15 protein-coding genes and 3 pseudogenes are annotated in these 17114 nt (G+C 70.1%); 10 read left to right on the top strand and 8 right to left on the bottom strand.

What is annotated here, in order from left to right; all coding sequences use genetic code 11:
* The first annotated feature begins 458 nt into the window (after window positions 1–458).
* The 5 genes and pseudogenes from ACZ418_RS19930 (at window position 459) to ACZ418_RS19950 (ending at window position 4414) form a co-directional block, all read left to right on the top strand.
* A complete protein-coding gene (locus ACZ418_RS19930) occupies window positions 459–1358 on the top strand; it encodes an SDR family NAD(P)-dependent oxidoreductase (RefSeq protein WP_468364320.1) in 900 nt (299 codons plus the stop codon).
* A gap of 131 nt (window positions 1359–1489) precedes the next feature.
* The gene (locus ACZ418_RS19935; RefSeq protein WP_468364323.1) at window positions 1490–2284 is read left to right on the top strand and encodes an alpha/beta fold hydrolase; all 795 of its coding nucleotides are present in this window, start codon (window positions 1490–1492) and stop codon (window positions 2282–2284) included.
* Window positions 2285–2403: 119 nt separating this feature from the next.
* The gene (locus tag ACZ418_RS19940; protein WP_468364326.1) at window positions 2404–2988 is read left to right on the top strand and encodes a TetR/AcrR family transcriptional regulator; all 585 of its coding nucleotides are present in this window, start codon (window positions 2404–2406) and stop codon (window positions 2986–2988) included.
* Window positions 2989–3118: 130 nt separating this feature from the next.
* A pseudogene (locus ACZ418_RS19945) lies at window positions 3119–3518 on the top strand (hypothetical protein).
* A gap of 68 nt (window positions 3519–3586) precedes the next feature.
* The gene (locus ACZ418_RS19950; protein WP_468364328.1) at window positions 3587–4414 is read left to right on the top strand and encodes a hypothetical protein; all 828 of its coding nucleotides are present in this window, start codon (window positions 3587–3589) and stop codon (window positions 4412–4414) included.
* Window positions 4415–4490: 76 nt separating this feature from the next.
* Here the strand turns inward: ACZ418_RS19950 and ACZ418_RS19955 are convergent, their stop codons facing one another.
* On the bottom strand, window positions 4491–4649 hold the full coding sequence (locus tag ACZ418_RS19955) for a hypothetical protein (RefSeq protein WP_468364417.1): 159 nt from the start codon (window positions 4647–4649) through the stop codon (window positions 4491–4493).
* 21 nt (window positions 4650–4670) lie between these two features.
* Here ACZ418_RS19955 and ACZ418_RS19960 point away from each other — a divergent pair.
* The 3 genes and pseudogenes from ACZ418_RS19960 to ACZ418_RS19970 form a co-directional block, all read left to right on the top strand.
* Window positions 4671–4724, top strand: a pseudogene (locus ACZ418_RS19960) (hypothetical protein); the annotation flags it as partial.
* A gap of 71 nt (window positions 4725–4795) precedes the next feature.
* Window positions 4796–5023: pseudogene (locus ACZ418_RS19965) on the top strand (transposase); the annotation flags it as partial.
* Complete coding sequence (locus ACZ418_RS19970) at window positions 4960–5418, top strand: zinc ribbon domain-containing protein (protein ID WP_468364331.1); 459 nt, start codon at window positions 4960–4962, stop codon at window positions 5416–5418. The pseudogene ACZ418_RS19965 and the gene ACZ418_RS19970, both read left to right, overlap by 64 nt.
* On the opposite strand, the gene ACZ418_RS19975 is transcribed toward ACZ418_RS19970, so the two are convergent.
* Window positions 5333–7609, bottom strand: a complete 2277-nt coding sequence (locus tag ACZ418_RS19975; RefSeq protein ID WP_468364334.1) for an ATP-binding SpoIIE family protein phosphatase — start codon at window positions 7607–7609, stop codon at window positions 5333–5335. The genes ACZ418_RS19970 and ACZ418_RS19975 overlap by 86 nt on opposite strands.
* Window positions 7610–7964: 355 nt before the next feature.
* On the opposite strand from ACZ418_RS19975, the gene ACZ418_RS19980 reads away from it, so the two are divergent.
* Window positions 7965–8126 carry a hypothetical protein gene (locus ACZ418_RS19980; protein ID WP_468364337.1) on the top strand — a complete coding sequence of 54 codons (162 nt, stop codon included), beginning with the start codon at window positions 7965–7967 and terminating at the stop codon, window positions 8124–8126.
* Window positions 8127–8297: 171 nt separating this feature from the next.
* Here ACZ418_RS19980 and ACZ418_RS19985 read toward each other — a convergent pair whose 3' ends face one another.
* Window positions 8298–9284, bottom strand: coding sequence for a L,D-transpeptidase (locus tag ACZ418_RS19985; RefSeq protein ID WP_468364340.1), 987 nt, complete (start codon window positions 9282–9284; stop codon window positions 8298–8300).
* 139 nt (window positions 9285–9423) lie between these two features.
* Window positions 9424–12240: a SpoIIE family protein phosphatase gene (locus ACZ418_RS19990; protein ID WP_468364343.1), complete on the bottom strand. Its 2817-nt coding sequence runs from the start codon at window positions 12238–12240 to the stop codon at window positions 9424–9426.
* 118 nt (window positions 12241–12358) lie between these two features.
* On the opposite strand from ACZ418_RS19990, the gene ACZ418_RS19995 reads away from it, so the two are divergent.
* Window positions 12359–13477: a PP2C family protein-serine/threonine phosphatase gene (locus ACZ418_RS19995; RefSeq protein WP_468364346.1), complete on the top strand. Its 1119-nt coding sequence runs from the start codon at window positions 12359–12361 to the stop codon at window positions 13475–13477.
* Window positions 13478–13772: 295 nt separating this feature from the next.
* On the opposite strand, the gene ACZ418_RS20000 is transcribed toward ACZ418_RS19995, so the two are convergent.
* The 4 genes from ACZ418_RS20000 to ACZ418_RS20015 form a co-directional block, all read right to left on the bottom strand.
* A complete protein-coding gene (locus tag ACZ418_RS20000) occupies window positions 13773–14021 on the bottom strand; it encodes an acyl carrier protein (RefSeq protein WP_468364349.1) in 249 nt (82 codons plus the stop codon).
* A 154-nt stretch (window positions 14022–14175) separates the two neighbouring features.
* A complete protein-coding gene (locus ACZ418_RS20005) occupies window positions 14176–15138 on the bottom strand; it encodes an LppY/LpqO family protein (protein WP_468364351.1) in 963 nt (320 codons plus the stop codon).
* A 329-nt stretch (window positions 15139–15467) separates the two neighbouring features.
* The gene (locus ACZ418_RS20010) at window positions 15468–15887 is read right to left on the bottom strand and encodes a CBS domain-containing protein (RefSeq protein WP_468364354.1); all 420 of its coding nucleotides are present in this window, start codon (window positions 15885–15887) and stop codon (window positions 15468–15470) included.
* 299 nt (window positions 15888–16186) lie between these two features.
* Window positions 16187–16498 carry a response regulator transcription factor gene (locus ACZ418_RS20015; RefSeq protein WP_468364357.1) on the bottom strand — a complete coding sequence of 104 codons (312 nt, stop codon included), beginning with the start codon at window positions 16496–16498 and terminating at the stop codon, window positions 16187–16189.
* Window positions 16499–17114 lie beyond the last annotated feature (616 nt).

A 17114-nucleotide genomic window follows, 5' to 3' on the forward strand; every position in this document is an offset into this window, starting at 1 on the left:
GCGGCGGTCTGGGCCGGTGTGACGGTCATGGGAGTGGCGTCGTCGGCTTGGGAGGCAGGGGCCGTGAGAATTCCGCCGACCGCTAAGGCGACAGTCGCACCGACTACCGCCCATGCCGTTTTCGCTATTCCAGCTCTCTGCACGGTCGAGCCCTTTCGTATTCCGTTGCGTCGAAGTTTCGTTCGGTGCCGCTGATTCATTCGGGACGCTCCCGGACACGGAACGGCCTCAACTGACCCTGCGGCCTTACGGAGTTCTTACGCATGCGTCCCCGGTACGTCACGGCGACGTCGAGGAGCGCCGGCAGGGGCGGCTGGGGCGTACGACGTCCCGTGTGGCGGCCCAAGCCGTGTAGGCGGGCCCGCACCATGACGCCTAACCGGATAGTTAATCCGGATGTGTGCTACCGTCCCGGCTAACCGGATGAACTATCCGATTGTCTCGGGGTGGAGGAGCTCATGACGAAGACAGCTGTGGTCACGGCGGGGACAGGGGGCATCGGCCTGGAGACGGCGCTGGGGCTGGCCGCTGCCGGGTTCGCGGTTACCGTGGTCGGGCGCGACGCGGAACGGGGGGCCAGAGCGGTCAAGCGGATCAACGAGGCGGGCCCGGACGGCGCCGGCCAGTTCCTGTCCGCCGACCTCTCCTCACTCGACCAGGTGCGCGCGCTCGCCGACCGGATCGCCGCCGACCACGATGCCTCGGGGGAACCGCTGACGGTGCTGGTCAACAACGTCGGAGCGATGTTCCCGCAGCACCGGACCCTGGGCGGCGTCGAGGCGTCCTTCGTCGTCAACCACCTCTCGCCGTACCTGCTGACCGAACTGCTGCTGCCCACCCTCACAGCCGGGGCGCCCAGCCGGATCGTGAACGTGACCTCGGGCGCGGTCACCGTCGGCAAGCGGGTGTTCGACGCCGTCGAGCCGCCCGGCGGCTACTACGGCTTCCACTGGTACGGCCGCGCCAAGCTCGCCAACCTCGCCTACACCCTGGACCTGGCGGCCCGACTGGCCGGCACGGGCGTATCGGTCTTCGCCGCCGACCCCGGAGGCGCCGCCACCGAGATGACCAACGGCACCCTGACCGACCCGAAGATCGTCTCCCCGCCGCTGCGGCTGCTGTGGCCGCTGGTACGCCGCAAGTTCGAGCGCTCCACCTCCGGCCCGGCGTCCGCGGCAGCCAGGCCCTCGATCGTCGCCGCCACCGACAACGCGCTGACCGGCCGGACCGGCCTGGTCATCGGCCCCCAGAGCCACCCGGTCGCCCCGCTTCGCGCAGCGGCCGACCGCCGGCTCGCCGAGGCCGTGCACCGGCTCAGCGAAGCCCACGCACCCACGTCGGCCGACGCAGACACGTGAGCATTCGCCCTCAACGCCCGTAACGCCGACAGGCCGGCCACTCGTCACGCGGTCGCGTCGGCCCCTCGCGCCCGCCCCCGAGACACGCCGGACCACCGCCGCGCCAATCCCCACCCGACTGAGGACACGACATGACCCACGCAGTCCCGACCGCCTATGCCCGCACCGTTCACGGCTCCGGCCCCGGCCTCCTCCTCGCCCATGGCGCCGGCGGCGGTATCGACGCCAACTACGGGCCGATCATGGAAGGGCTCGCCGCGCAGCACACCGTCGTCGGGGTCGACTACCCCGGCTCAGGACACACCCCCACCACGCCCACGCCCCTGCAGCTGGACATCATGGCGGACCAGCTCGTCGCCGCGGCGGACGCCGAAGGGCTCGACACGTTCGCCCTCTGCGGATACTCGCTCGGCGGTCCGGTCGCGATCCGAGCGGCCGTCCGCCACCCGCAGCGGGTCACCGCGCTGGTCCTGAGCGCGACCTTCGCCCGCGTGGACACCCGCACCGAGCTGGCCGCCGCGATCTGGCACCAGCTCTACGACACCGGACAGCACCTCCTGCTCGCCCAGTACCTGACCCAGCTGGCCGTGAGCGCGCCGTTGCTGAACTCCCTCACTCCCGCCCAGGTGCGGGCGGCCGCCGAGCAGACCGCCTCCGCCCTCCCGCCCGGCACCGGAGCCCAGGTCGACCTGGTCCGCCGTGCCGACGTCCGCGACGACCTCGCCGCGATCGCCGCCCCGACCCTGGTCGTCGTCACCACCGCCGACACCCTGATACCGGCCGCCCTCCAGTACGACCTGGCCGCGGCCATCCCCGGAGCGCAGACCGCCGAGCTCCCCACCGGACACCTGCCCTTCCTGGAGCAGCCGAACCACTGGCTGGAGATCATCACCGGCTTCCTCGGCAGGCAGCGCGACCAGTGCTGACAGCCCCGCGGGGGCGGGCTGCCCGGCCCGCCCCCACAGCGGGCGCGTCACCCCGGAAACACCCGCATATGATCGGACGGCAAGCCTGCCTTGAGACGAGCGACCTGGACTGTTCCCCCATGACGACCACACCGCTGCGCAAGGACGCCGCCCGCAACTGGGAGCGGATCGTCGCCGTCGCCCGCGACCTGGTCGACCAGGGCACCGCACTGCAGCTCAACGACGTCGCACGCCGGGCGGGGCTCGGCGTCGGCACGGTCTACCGGCACTTCGCCACTCCCGAGGCGCTCCTGGAGACCGTCGCCACCCCCTGCCTGGAAGCCCTCGCCGAACACGGCCGGCACGCCTTGGACGACACTGACCACGGGCGCGCCCTGGAGGACTTCCTGTCCCGCATCGTCGAAGCACAAATCACCGATGCCGCCCTGCCCCCGGTCGCCGCCACGACCACGGACGCCCTTCCGCGCACCACGGAACTCAAGAAGTCGCTCCAGTCGACCGGGACCATGCTCCTCGAGCGGGCCCGCGATGCCGGGGCCGTCCGCCCCGACCTCGCCGCCACCGACCTCGTCCCCCTCATGTGTGGCATCGCCCACGCCGTCACCGTCCACGGCGGCACCCTTGCGGACCGCATTCAGACCGCCCACCGCTACCTCGCCACCCTGCTCGGGGGCATGCGTACCGCCACGCCACCGAGCACCTGAGCGGCCCGCCACCGCCCGGGGCGGGCCGACCGTCCCCGGCAGATCCGTACCCGTCCCCTCGGCCGGACTCGGCGGGCGTGAACGGTTCGAGCGTCACTTGTAACCTCCGACGCGCGCCGCACTGAGGGGTATGAGCCATGACGACCTGCGTGCGCTGTTCCTCAACCGCACGCTGAAGAAGAGCCCGGAGCGCAGCCACACGCACGGCCTGATCGACCTCAGCTCGCGAATCATGGAGAAGCAGGGCGTTCAGGTCGAGCACCTGCGGCCGATCGATCACGAGATCGCCACCGGCGTGTGGCCGGACATGACCGAGCACGGCTGGGCAACGAGGACGGCGCCACGCACTGCGCCGAACGTCCTGTACAGCCAACGACTTCACCAACAGGAACACCACGTTCATGACGTGGAACCTGTTGCACCTGGCCCGGCTGCTCAAGGACGCCGGTGGCATTCCGGCGCACGGCAACCAGCGGTCGCAGTGGGACGCCGGGTGCCGGTTCGACTTCGGGAATCCCGAATACCGCTGAGCCCGAGTACCAGCGAGCACCGCCAACACATCAGCCAGTACCGCCAACACATCAACGAAAGGCTGAACATGACCGTCCAGTCCGTCGAATCCGTCGAGACCGCCCCCACCTGTGCCTACCCGGGCTGCACCATGCCGCCCGAGCCGCACGCACCCGACGCGCAGGGGCCGGCGCCCCGCTACTGCGGGCACCCCGAGCACAACGCGCTCGGCGCGTTCAGCAAGTTCCGCGCCAAGCGGCAGCAGCGCAAGGAGGACAAGCGCGCGGCGGCCGAGGCCAAGAAGGCGGCCGAGGGGGCGGCGAAGGGGGCTCAGGCGCCGGTCGCCGGGCAGGTCCCGGCCGGCGAGGCGGTGCCCCCGCAGCCCGGACATGCCCCCGTCGCCGATGCGTCCGAGCAGGTCCCGGCGGAAGCCATGACCAGTGAGATGACGGCCACGACAGCGATGGCGACAGTCGAGGCCGACCAGGACGCTCGGTCACGCGACTCCCTGGTCGCGCTCATCGAGCGACTCACCTCAGAGCTGCCCGTCTACATCGAGGAGTTGGCGATCATCACCGACTCCGCGGCGGCCGAGGCCCGGATCGAGACGGTCACCCGCGCCTCCGCGCAGCGCATCCTGGCCGCCGAGGAGCGCGCCGCGCTCGCCGAGGAGGCGGCGGACATGGCCGTCGCCGCGCAGGAGAAGTTCGCCGAGGAGACCGCGCGATCCGCGAGGAGGCGGCCCGCCAGGTGGCGGACGCCGCATTCGTCCGGGCCGAGCTGGAGCGCTACCGCGAGCAGGTCGGCTTGCTCGAGGTCCGACTCGACGCCGTCCGCGACCGACGCGCTGCGCCGCGAGAGGGCCGGGCGCTCCGCTGCCGAACAGGAGCGAACGCGCCCCGCCGAGCAGTGCTGAACAACCGACGGCCCGCGTGAACACCCATCAGAAACGGAAATCCCCATGAGCCGAACCAAGCGCCCGGTCCTCTGGATCACCAACTGCCGTCGTCGTCGTGGTGGCCGTCGGGCTCTACCTCTTCCAGCCCTGGCGGCTGTTCACCACGCACCGCGTGGATGAGGCGGCCCCCGTGGTCGGCGGCCAACAGGGAGCTGTTGCCGCGCCGTTGGCGTCCGGCAGCTTCATCTCCCACGAGCACTCCACCAGCGGCTCGGTGCAGATCCAGCCGCTTGCAGGTGGGAAGGCGAACCTGCGCCTGACGAACCTGCGTACATCCGACGGCCCGGCCCTGCACGTCTGGCTCAGCGACCAGCATCGAAGAACCGGGCCAAGGCCCGCATCGAGGTCGCGCGCCAGCATGCCAAGGTGGCCGACCGGCGCCGGGACTGGCATCACAAGGCATCCACACAGATCATTCGCGACAACCAAGCGGTGTACGTGGAAGACCTCGCGGTGTCGGGCCTCGGGCGCACTCGGCTCGCCAAGTCCGTGCACGACGCGGGATGGTCCGCGTTCGTCGGCATGCCGGCGTACAAGGCGGTCAAGCACGGCCGCACCTTCGCCAAGGTGGGCCGCGCCTTCCCGTCCTCTCAGGTCTGTTCGACCTGCGGATTCCGGGACGGCCCCAAACCCTGCACGTCCGGGAGTGGACGTGCGGCGAGTGCGCCACCGTGCATGACCGCGACCACAACGCAGCACGTAACGTCCTGTTCGAAGGACGCCGAATCGTCGCCACCGGACGGGTGGAGACGCTAAACGCCTGTGGAGTGCCGGTAAGACGGGCACACGTGTCCGCACAGCGCGTTGAAGCAGGAAGCCTCCGGAAGGGTCACACGACCCAGGCCGGAATCCCTGGACTTCAGGCCAGAGAGCACGTCAACCAAAGCGCTGCTGTGCCCAGACCGTCTTGCCCTGTGCGTGGTACCGGATTCCCCATCCGTCGGCGACGCTCGCGACGATGAAAAGGCCGCGGCCGCCCTCGTCGATCGTGCGGGCGTGCTTCAGGTGGGGGACGCTGTCGCCCGCGTCGCGGACTTCGCAGGTCAGACGCTCGTCGAGAATGAGGCGCAACCGGTACGGTGGCGCGCCGTGGCGAAGCGCGTTGGCGACCAGCTCGCTGACGATGAGTTCCGTCGTGAACGCTGCCTCCGCGCCGATCTCCCACGCTTCGAGCTGTCCGAGCACCGCCGCCCGGACCTCCGGGACGGTAGCGAGGTCCTCGGCCAGCGGCACTGTCAGCACCTGGTCGGCGGGCAGCCCTCTGGCGCGCGCCAGGAGCAGCAGTTTCTCGCTCTCGGGGTGGTCGTCCCGCAGCGTGTAGGCGAGCGTGTCGCTGACCTCGTCCAGCGGCAGTTCCGCTCCTTCGCGCAGCACGGTCCGCAACCGCCGTTCGCGCTGCAGCAGGTCCTCGTTGCCGACCGCGAGGATGGTGCCGGCCGGCATCGGGATCTCGGTCGCGGGAAAGGGGGCGTGGTCGGTGCCGGCCAGCACCGGGCCTGCCGGCGTGGGCAGGCGCTCCGCGTCGCCCCCGGGGCGGACCAGGTACGGCTCGGGCAGGCCGGCGCGGACGAGGGTGCAGGTGTGGTCGACGGAGTCGTACAAGGCGATCAGGCAGCAGGCGGTCAGCGGCTCACGGTGCAGCGGATCCCCGGCGGGGAGCGCAGCCCGCTCGGCGGCCAGCCGTGCGGCGGTGTCGCTGAGCCGTGCCATCAGTTCGTTCGGCTCCAGGTCCAGCGCGGCCAGTGCGTGAATGACCGTCCTCAACTGTCCCATCGTGGTCGCGGTGGCGACGCTCCGGCCGACCACGTCCCCGAGTACCAGTACCGTCCGGCCCCCGGCCAGTTCGATCACGTCGAACCACGCGCCTCCACCACCCGCCCCCGGGATGTGCATGGGGGCCACGTCCATCGTGGACGGTGCCGACGTCCGCTGCGGCAGGAGCCTGCGCTTGATGCTCGCGGCGATGGTCCGCTCCCGGGTGAAGCGGCGGGCGTTGTCGATGCACAGGGCTGCGTGGGCGCAGATGTCCGACGTCAGCGGGATGTCCCCTTCGTCGAAGGGTTCCTCGTCCCGGTGCCGGTAGAAGCTGACGACACCCAGCGCCTGACCGCGCATGGTGAGCGGCGCGACGATCAGGGAGTGCGCGTCCGACTGGACGATGGCGTCGGCCCGCGCCGGGTCCGCCGACAGCCAGGGGCTGTCCTTGGTCACGGTGACGAGCCTGGTGCGCAGATCGTTCAGGACGCGGGAGAAGGGCGTGCCCTCCGGCAGCCGGCGCACGTCCCCCACCGGGTGAGCCGAAACAAGCCCCTTGAAGGCTGCTCGCCGCAACGGCACGTCCTGGTCCACCGGAGCCAGCGGCGGCTCCTCGCCCCGGATGACGTCCTCGATGACCTCGACCACCACGATGCCCGTGAACTCCGGTGCGACCGCGTCCACCAACTCCTGGCACACGGCCACGACTTCGAGCCGTTGACCCACCGAGGCGCGGACTTTCTCCAGCAGCTTCAGCCGCTGCACTGCCCGCTCGTGCTCGGTCACGTCAAGCGCCCAGGCGACGAGGCCCAGCACCTCGCCGTCCACCCCTTCGAGGCGCACGTACGACAAGGAGTAGGCCACGGGTCTGCCCGTGCCGCGCTTGGGCACGGCCCGGACGACGCGCTGCAGCACCGGCTCCCCGGTCAGGAGAACCCGGCGCGCCACCGCGCGCTCCTTCTCGGGATCCTCAGGACCCAGGGCTGTAGGAAAGTCCTGGCCGGCCGGTGCACCCTCCGCCCCCGGCGGTGCTTGGCGCATGCCGCTCCCGGACCGGACGATGCGGAGATCCCCGTCCAGGATGTGCAGGCCGATCGGCGAGTGGACGAACAAGGTCCGCAGGACCGCGAGATCCCTGGCCGCGGTGCCGTCGTCCTGCTCGTCGCGTACCTCCCACGTCAGTGAGTCGCCGGAGACCACCGGCCGTACGGACACGGTGCCCAGACCCGTCAGCAAGCTCCTGCGTCCCACGGCGCCGTCGCCCCCGCCCATCAGCTCGGCCACGGTGCGGCCCTCAGCCTCCTGCCGGGAGCGGCCGAGCAGGTCCGCGGCCCGCGCGGACCAGTCGAGGATCCGCCCGTCGTCGGCGAGGCGCACGAGCACGGCACCGCTCGACATGGCACTCCACCTCCGCTCGGGCCCGTGCACACGCGTCCCTTCCATAGTGGGGTACGTGATCGGGCGGCTCACCTCGGTGAGCGGCGTTCGGCCGGTGAGTGGATACATGGCCGCGTTCGACTTCGCGCCCGAGCCGGCTCGGCGGCCTGGATGCCCGGCCCCGAGCTGCTGGACCAAGAGCCGGTGCGGTCGGCGGGTCTGCTGCACTTCACCGGCAGCACACCCGCCCTCTCGCCCTCCTGCCGGGAGCCGGTCACAAGGGCCCTGAGCACGCCCGCGGCCGAGCGGCCACACGCTGTCAGCTTCGAGGCCGACCACCGGCCCGGCCCTCTGGCCGGACGGCACTGCGGCCACGGTGCTGCGGCGACTGGCCGACCGGGCGGACATCGTCTTCGTCGGTCTCGACGAGGCGCCGGGCCTGTGGGGCAAGGATCTGACGGTGACCGGCCGGCGGCTGCTGCCGCATCCCCGCATCCTCGTCGTCAAGGACGGCGCCCGCACCGCCCCCGCGCCTTGACCCAGGGCGGCGTCCACACGGTGCCGGAGCTACGGACGACGGTGGTGGAGCCCGTCGGCGCGCCGGCCCAGGCACTCGGCCGGGCCGCCTCACCGGGCGAAACCAGAGGGCACGACCGCACGTTTCCGGGGTAGGGCCCGGCAAGCCGTTCGGCGCCGCCACCGCCGCGCATCACAGCGTCCCGGTCGTCCCCTCCCCGGACGCGCTGCCCGCGAGCCACTGGTCCCATGTGAGGTTGAAGTCGGCGTAGCCGTTGTCGGCCGGGGCCTTGGCGCGGGGTGAGCCGGTGATGGTGACGGGGTCGCCCTGCTTGACCTGGCCGTAGAACCACTTGGCGTCGGAGAGGGACAGGTGGACGCAGCCGTGCGAGCCGCGGGCGCTGCCGCTGCCCGGGTTGGGGTCGCCGGTCGAGTAGTGCACGTAGGTGCCGGACTGGGTCAGGTGGACGTCCCAGGGCAGTGTCAGGTCGTAGTAGTTGGGGCTGCCCTTGTCGCAGCTGATGCCGACGCTGCAGGAGGTCATGTGGACCTTCTCCTGCTTGTCGATGACGGCCATCGTGCCGTTCCACGTCGGATACTGGGCGCTGCCCGCGTTGATCGACAGGGTGCGGACCAGCGTGCCGTTGCGGGTCACCTTCATGGTGTGGCCGGTCACCGACACGTCGGCGCGCACGTCGTCGCCGATCGTGAAGGTGTGCGTGTAGTTGTGCACCCCGTAGCGCCCGTTGCCATTGCTGACGCCCGTGATGTCGGCGTCGATCTTCACCTTCGTACCGGAGGGCCAGTACGTCTTCGGCCGCCAGTCGGCGCGCCGGTCGCCCATCCAGTGCCAGGCGCCGACCACCGGCTGCGAGGCGCTCACCTTCATGTGCTTCTCGACCGCGGCCCGTGCCTTCGCCGCCACCGGGTTGGTGAAGATCACCGAGATCGGCATGGCCACGCCGACCGTGGTTCCTGTCTGCGGGGTGATCGTCTCCAGCAGCATCGGCGGGCCGGCGGGCTTGGTCGGTGACGGGGAGGCGTTCGCGCTCGGCTTGCCCGATGCCTTTGCGTCGTCCCCGCTCGCCTTGCCACTGCCGCCTCCGCCGCAGGCACTCGCGCCCACCAGCATCGCAGCCGTGACGAGTGCGATCCCTATGCCGCCCTTGCGCCGTCCCACGACCTGCCCCGCTCTCTCGCTCTTCAGCCCTGACGGGCCCGACTCCCTGTCAGACAGCGAGGGAGTCGGCGCAGTTGCGTACGTCGTGTAAAACGTGTCTCAAATCTCGATGCCCCGCCCGCATGGGGTTCATTTCGGCTCACAAGCCGGGATCATCGAACTGGTCGAGGTCGAACTGGTCGAGGAGGAAGTCGACCGGTGCGAGGCCCGAGGCGGCGGACGTGCCGTCGTGGAGAACCTGTTCCGTCCAGATGACCTTGCCGTGGGTGGTGTACCGCGTTCCCCATCGCTGGGCGAACTGCGCCACCAGGAACAGCCCCCGTCCGCCTTCGTCCGTGGTCGCCGCGCGCCGCAGGCGCGGCGAGGTGCCGCTGCCGTCCGACACCTCGCAGATCAGACAGCGTCCGCGCAGCAGCCGTACGCCGACCGGCGGCGAGCCGTACCGGATCGCGTTCGTGACCAACTCGCTGACGATCAGCTCCGTGGCGAAAGTGGCATCCTCCAGCCCCCACTCCAGCAACGTCTCCCGGCAGCGCGCCCGCACCGCGGGAACCAGCGCCGGGTCCGGGTGCACGTCCCACTTGGCCACACCCGAGGGCGGGAACCTCCGGGTACGTGCCGTCAGCAGAGCGATGTCGTCGCAGGAGTGTGACGGCTTCAGCGCGTCGATCACCGCCTGACACGTCTCCTCCGGCGTGCGATCCCCGGAACCGCCCAAAGCCCGGCGCAGCCTCTCCATCCCGACGTCGATGTCGTGGGTGCGGTCCTCCACGAGGCCGTCGGTGTACAGCACCAGTTGTGAACCCTCCGGCAGGGACACATCCACGGTCTCGAAGGGATAGCCGCCCAGACCGAGGGGCGCGGAGGCCGGCACGGCAGGGCACACGACAGTCCCGTCCGGGTGTACCACCACCGGCTCGGGGTGCCCCGCACGGGCCATCGTGCAGGTCTCCGTCACCGGGTCGTAGACCGCATACAGACAGGTCGCGCCGGTCACCCCCGCGCCCTCGTGGCTGTCCGCGGCATCGCCCGTGTTCTCCTCGTTGTCCATGCGGACGACCAGGTCGTCCAGGTTCCCGAGCACCTCGTCCACGGGCAGGTCCAGGGTGGAGAAGTTGTGCACCGCGGTGCGCAGCCGGCCCATCGTCGCCGCCGCGTGCAGACCGTGACCGACGACGTCACCCATCACCAGAGCCACTCGAGTGCCCGGCAGCGGGATGACGTCGAACCAGTCCCCGCCCACGCCCGCCTCGGCGGGCAGATACCGCCAGGCCACCTCCAGTGCGTCCTGCTCCGGCTGCCTGCGCGGGAGCAGACTGCGCTGCAGCGTCACCGCCATCGCGTGCTCCCGGGTGAACCTCCGGGCGTTGTCGAGGGCCACCGCCGCCCGCGCGGCCAGTTCCTGCGCGAAGGTGAGATCCTCCGGCTCGAACGACGGGGAAGCCGCCGTCCGGTAGAAGTTGGCCACGCCCAGCGGCACGTTCCGCGCCCGCAGTGGTACGGCCACCAGTGACCGCAACCCGTACTCCAGGGCCTTCCTGGCGCGCTCCGGATCCTGCTCCCGCCAACCGGGTGCCTGCCGCAGGTCCGCCTCCAGCATGCCCCTTTGCTCCTGCAGGGCCTGCATCTGCGGCGTTCGGCCCGAGAACGTGATCACTTCGCCCAGCGGATACACCGGTATCACCCGCTGTTCGCCGCCGATCGCCGCCCGGCGCAGATGCCGCCAGCCCTCCGCCGTCGGCTCCCACCCCCGCAGCACCGCTTCGAGCAGATCCACCGTCACGAGGTCGGCGAACTGCGGCACCGCCACGTCGGCCAGTTCCTGGGCCGTACGCTCCACGTCCAGTGTGGTCCCGATGCCCACCCCCGCCTCGTACAGCAGCTTCAGCCGCTCCCGCGCGACCTCGGCCCGCCCCGTGACCGCAGCCAGCTCCGTGGTGTCCCGCAGGGTCACCACGCTGCCTCCCCGGTCGGCCTGCGGGTACGTCGGCCGCTTGTTCACCGACAGCAGCCGGTGCCCGGCGAGATGCACCTCATCGGTGACCGCCTCCGGCGACGTCAGCAGACCCGTGATCGGCTCCGGCAGTCCCAGCTCCCGCACCGGGCGCCCCGGTGCGTCCGCCGGCAGTCCGAGCAGGTGTGTCGCCTCGTCGTTGGCCAGCATCAGTCGTTCGTCGGCGCCGGTGATCAGCACTCCTTCCCGCACCGCGTGCAGAACCGCGTCGTGGTGCTCGTACAGCTGCACCAGCTCCTCCGGGGCCAGGCCGTGCGTCTGCCGCCGCAACCGCCGGGAGACCAGCGTCGTTCCCGTCACCGCCAGCGCCAGTGCGGCCGCGCCGGTGCCCAGGATGATCGGCAGCTGGGGCGTCCACAGTCCCGTGACGGCTTTGACCGTGATTCCGGCGGAGACCAGGCCGACCACCTTGCCGTGCGAGTCGGTCACCGGGACCACCGCCTGCACGGCCGTCCCCTTGCCGGCGGGCAGTGGCGGCCCGCCGGCCTGCTCGACGACGGTACGGCCCTTCAGCGCCGGTGCGATGGTGCCGACGAACTTCTTCCCGATCTCCCGCGGATAGGGATACGTGTAGCGAATCCCCTTCGTGCTCATGACGATGACGAAATCCACACCCGCACGCTTTCGCGCGGCCTCGGCCCGAGGCTGGAGCAACGCTGTCGGATCCCGGCTCTGCAGCGCCGCGGCCACGCCAGGAGCACTCGCGAACGACTGGGCCGCGACGACCGACTCCCGTCGCCCCAGCTGCAGAGCGTCACGCGCCGTCTGGAGCACCATGGCCCCCACCGCGGCCACGACCAGCAGGACCACGATCAAGACCTGGACAAGGAACACCTGACCGGCCGCACTGCGCAGGTCCAGCAGGGAAGCGCCACGTTCGCGCGAGCGTTCGACGGGCGGGTGACGTTCCGGGCTCCGAGGATGCCCGGAAAATACCTCCATACACCCTTGATAGCACCACTGTGGAGAAGGTGACGTTGATCCATCCCGTCGCGCGGCTGTCGCGTGAGCATGCGTTCTCACGGCACGAAGCCCGTTATGCCCCGATAAGATACGTTTTATGATCAGGACAGGACGGCCTGGACGTCACGGCCCTCCATACAGTGGCCGGCGCGAGCCCGTGATGCTGTCCCCGGTGCTTCTCACCGTCCTCATCGCCGGCCTGGCCTTCGCCACCCCCAGGGAGATCGCCTTCAGCCGTCTCCTGCCGGCCGCACCCGCCCTCGCCGCCGCGATGTGGCCCGTGCTCTCGACGGTCCTGCTGGGGGCGTTCTGTCTGCTGGTCATGATCGGGCTCAGCCTCGTCTACTCCGATCTGGGCACGCCCTACACGGCGGCTGCGATCGTCGCGGTCACTTTGGCGGCCGCCTACACGAGCCATCTCCGACTCCAGCGAGAGGAGACACTCTTCCAGATCCGGCTCGTCGCCGACGCAGCGCAGCAGGTGCTGCTGCGCCCGCTGCCGCGCCGGGTCCAGGACGTCGAGATCGAGTCGCTGTATCTGGCGGCCCAGGAGCAGGCCCGGATCGGTGGCGACTTCTATGAGGTGGCCGACACGCCGTACGGGGTCCGGCTGCTCATCGGTGACGTGCGCGGCAAGGGGCTGTCGGCGGTGGGGGCGGCCTCGGCGGTGATCAACTGCTTCCGGGAGAACGCGTACGACCAGCCCGATCTGAGGGGCATCATCCATCGCCTGGAGACCAGCATGTGCCGCTACAGCGTCGCGATCCTCGATCCGGACCAGCCGGAGCACTTCGCCACCGCTCTGATCGCCGAGATCCCGCACGTCGGTGGGCATGTGAAGATCCTCAACTGTGGGCACCCCCCGCCACTGCTGATGCAGAGCGGAGAGATCCGCATCCTTGAGCCCACCATCCCCTCACCGCCTCTCAATCTCGCGGCGCTCCTCGGAGAGGACTACCACGTCGACACCGTCGACTTCGCGTCGGGCGACCAGATACTGCTCTACACCGACGGCGTAACGGAGACCCGGGACCGCACCGGGACCTTCTTCCCGCTACCGGAGTGGATGCGGCAGCTCGGCCCGGCGGCGCCCCGTGAGCTGCTGGACCAGCTTCACCAGGATCTGCTCCACTACAGCGGAGGAAGACTCGAGGACGACATCGCGGCCGTCGCCGTCCGCTGCAGGCACCCCGTGGCTCAGGAGGGCTCTGCGTAGGCCGTGACCGCCGGACGCGGCGAGCAGCGCGCCGTCGGGACTGGCTCGCCGACCGCTGCGAGGCACTGATCCTGCGGGATGGCCAAGGGGGGGCCAAAGAGGCTCTTGAGGGTGAGGGGGCCGGGGCTGACTCGTGCAGCTCCGGCCCCGCCGCCTGTCGGCCGGCTCTCCGTACTGCCGGCACCCGGCCGGGGCAGCCGCAGCAGACCCGAGCGAGCGCCGATCCTGCACGAGGTGTCAGGCGCGCGCCGGTGCGCGGCGCACGCTGAGGGCTGTCTGTCCGGGGAACGGTGGCTCAGGTCCGGTGGCTGAGGATGTAGTCGACAGCATCGCCGACGGTCTTGAGGCTCTTGACGGCCTCGTCCGGGATCGTGACGTCGAAGCGCTCCTCGACAGCGACAACGACCTCGACCATGGACAGCGAGTCGATGTCCAGATCATCGGTGAACGACTTGTCCGGCTGGACATGCTCCGCCGGGATCCCGGCGATCTCGTGCACGATCTCGGCGAGAGTGGCGACGGTGCTTTCTTGAACGACGGCCATGTCAGGCGCTCCTTCACAGATGTCGAGAGGGTATATGTCAGTTGCCCCTGTACCAGACTGCGGGAGTCGGGTGCAGGGCTGGAGAGGGAGAGGCTGTGCTCTTGGGCGGTTGGCTGCCCGGGCGAGACCTGTTCGTCCGAGCGGTCGCGGGGCCTCAGGTGCGGGGTGCGTGGAGTTGGTCGAGGCCCGCACGCAGGCTGTGGGCCAGTGTGGTGGCCCGCCCGGTCGCCCAGAAGTGCAGGTAGAACAGGCGGGGTTGCTCGTGGAGCATGTGGTTGTGCAGCTCGATGATCGTGATGCCCCGGGAGCGTAATGCCTTGATCACCGGGTTGACCTGGCCGGCCGTCATGGTGAAGTCACCGTTGACGGCCGCGCGGCCTGCGCCCAGCGGCTGGAACATCAGCAGGGTGGATGCCTCCATCAGGTACGGCAGGGTCACCTGGGCCCGGGTGTCGGTCACCTTCTGGGCCACGGGGACGTGGAAGTGGTAGGTGCCGTGTTCGTTCACGCCCTTGGCGCCGATGAAGCGGTCCAGTGCGGCCGTGTCCAACGTGAGCGGGGACTGTGTCTCGCTCGGCTGGTGTGCGGGGATGCCGGTGGCGGCCAGCGCGGCGTGCACGGTGCGTGCGATGGGCACCGGCTCGCCGTAGGCGGCGTAGTGCAGCCACCACAGGCGGGGGGACTCCGCCTGGAGGTGCTTGTGGATCGCGGTGATCTCCACGCCGCCCTGTTGCAGGCGGTCGGCCGCTTTGCTCAGTTCGTCCTGGGTGAGGGTGGCCTCGCCGATCAAGACGACCTTCCCGGGCGTCGTCTCGTGGAAGGACGCCTCGGCGCCGAGTTCCATCCCCGGGCTCTCGGTGATGCCCGCGTTGACCACGTGCAGGTCGGTGCGCAGCCATTCGGCGGTGTGTACACCGCCGTCCTCAGTGGCCAGCTGCGTGCCGATGGCCTGTTGCACCGCCGTCCAGTTCACGCCGGGCGAGTGCACCGGAGCCGCCTCGATGTCACCCGGCACCTGGGGGGTGCAGCCGAAACAAAGCAGGTCAAGGACACCGGCCAGCACCGCGACAGCCATCGCGACGCGACTGCGGCGGGGGTGGTGGACGCGGGTGGCCAATAAAGCCTCCTGAATCTCATCGCTGAGGGCTCTCGTGCGGCTTGCTGCCTTGTGGCAGTTTCTGCATCGTGCGGTCCCGAACGACGGCGGCGCGCCACGCGGGCGGCAGCCCGTCACTCCGGTGGCCACTGGCTTGCGGCACGACAACACCGTCGGCAAGGCGCAGGCGGGCGTGGAGGCCCTTCAGATCACCGCGCCGCCGGGTACGCCGAACAGCGCGGTCACCGAAGGCGAGCCGCGTCGTGCAGGTGTACGTCGGATACGTCGTAGAGGAATCGGATACGTCGTAGGGGCCCGGGGACCATCTGCCGTGAGGCGGGATGGCCGCCTCAGCGATTCGGTTCGGCGGTGCTGATGTCGGCCAGGGCCGAGCGCGGGTCCTTCTCGACGGCCAGGTCGCCGAGGCTGAGGGCACCGACGAGGTGACCATGGTCGACGACCGGCAGCCGCCGCACGGCCTTTTCACGCATCAGCCGGACAGCCTGGTCCACCGCGTCCTGCGGTGAGCAGGTGATCAGGTCGGTGCTGCACACGTCCGCGACGGTGGTGGTGTCGGGATCGCGGTGCTCGGCGATGGCCCTGATCACCAGGTCGCGGTCGGTCACCAGGCCGCGGACATGGTCGGCGTCGCCGACGATGACGTCGCCGATGTCCCGCTCCCGCATGAGCCGTGCCACCTCGGTGAGCGGCGTCTGCTCGGCCACCGTCACCGGGTCCGACGTCATGATCTCCCGTACTTGCTGAGCCATGGCTACCTCCACCTGCCTTCCGCGACGGGCACCGGCCTGTGCCCGTGACGGCGGCCGAGTACCCGACCGCCACTTCGGCCACGCCAAGGTTCGCCATGCCAATAGGAGCGTGAGCCGCACGGTGTCGGCGTCACCACGGTCGACCAGGCCGGCTCGGCCGACACGGACCCAGCCAGGACGCGCCGAACGCGATCAGCCACAGCCGCTTCGCCCTGAACCGGTCGGCGGTCCAGCCGGGCACTGGCACCACCACCGTTGCCATACGAGATCCCCGATCGGGCCGCCGAGAATCCGGTGTCCTATTCCCCGGCACCGACGGCGTACCGCAGTTGCGGCCCGAGCTCATCTCGCGCGTACACCTCTGGATCCTTGCCTGCCAAGGCACCCTCAACGACCGGAATGTGCCTCTCCTCGGCCGCGGTCCGCAAGTCACTCCGGGATTCCTCAGGCACTCCACCACCGATCACGAGGCAGTCGACCGCGCCAGTCTCCAGCCGCGCCACCGCCTCCTCGTCACGGGTGACGCCTGTTACGTCGAAATCCTGCTGCCGCAGCAGTGAGGCGACGCGGTCGATCAGGGGCCGTTCACGAGCGAGGATCAAGATGTGCACGGCGATCTCCCATCAAGAGCTACTGATCTCTCACGGCCGTGCCCGCTTGCGATCGCGTACCCGGTCGGCACATGAACACGCCCGGACAACGTTTCCCGGGCATTGACCTTATGTGGTGTCGGGCCGTGCAGGCCGGGTCGTCGTCGCTGACCGCGGTGACGAGCACGCCGCCCCGACCAGGGCCGCAAACGGTGGCTGCAAAACCCGATCCGGAGGGCTGGAGTCGTGACGCTGCCCACGAGAGCGGGATCACATCCTAAAGACGGCCGTAGCCCCATATAGGCCTGAACGGGAAAGACGACTTATAACCTATCCATTTAGGACATTTTCTACGTAGTGGGGTAGTACGTCACATCATTGCGCCCCGCCCTGGCCCCCGCTAACTATTGCTGTCGTCGCTGGGAGCCGGAATACGGACCGAGCGAATCCCTCTAGGCCTGCCCCGTCCCTGCGGGCAGCCAACGCCGCCGCGAACAACAGCGGCCGGTGCCGACGATTTCCCCGCCGGAGAGTTGCATTTCTATGACCATGACCACCCGCACCCGCATCGCTCGCCTTCGCACCCTCGCCCTCACCGGCATCACCACCACCGGCGCGGCAGCCGTCGCCCTGACTC

Source organism: Streptomyces sp. NPDC030820 (genome assembly GCF_055572075.1).